This is a genomic window from Hymenobacter glacialis, assembly GCF_001816165.1.
Taxonomy (GTDB): Bacteria; Bacteroidota; Bacteroidia; order Cytophagales; family Hymenobacteraceae; genus Hymenobacter; species Hymenobacter glacialis.
In genome coordinates, this window is sequence record NZ_MDZC01000035.1 from 1 (window position 1) to 208 (window position 208).

1 protein-coding gene is annotated in these 208 nt (G+C 59.1%); it reads right to left on the reverse strand.

Annotated features, from left to right (window positions below; translation table 11 throughout):
- Positions 1–12: 12 nt before the first annotated feature.
- Positions 13–208 (reverse strand): hypothetical protein (locus tag BEN48_RS19010; protein WP_158010092.1); only part of this gene is annotated, 196 nt, incomplete at its 5' end.

Sequence of the window (208 nt, forward strand, 5' to 3'; positions counted from 1 at the left end):
GACGAAAGCGGTCTACAAGTGAAATCGGCTACCCTGCTGAAGGACGCCGCCGCCCGTGTAAAGGAAGTGCTGGCTACCGCGTAGCGGTAACTGGTTGTTAACTGAAAAATACTCGCCGGCAACGCCCGCATTCTCTTCGGCCTTCACCGGAATGGCTTTGCCCATCACGCGCAGCTCCACTTCCATGTTGCCGCGGGTGCCCACCGAG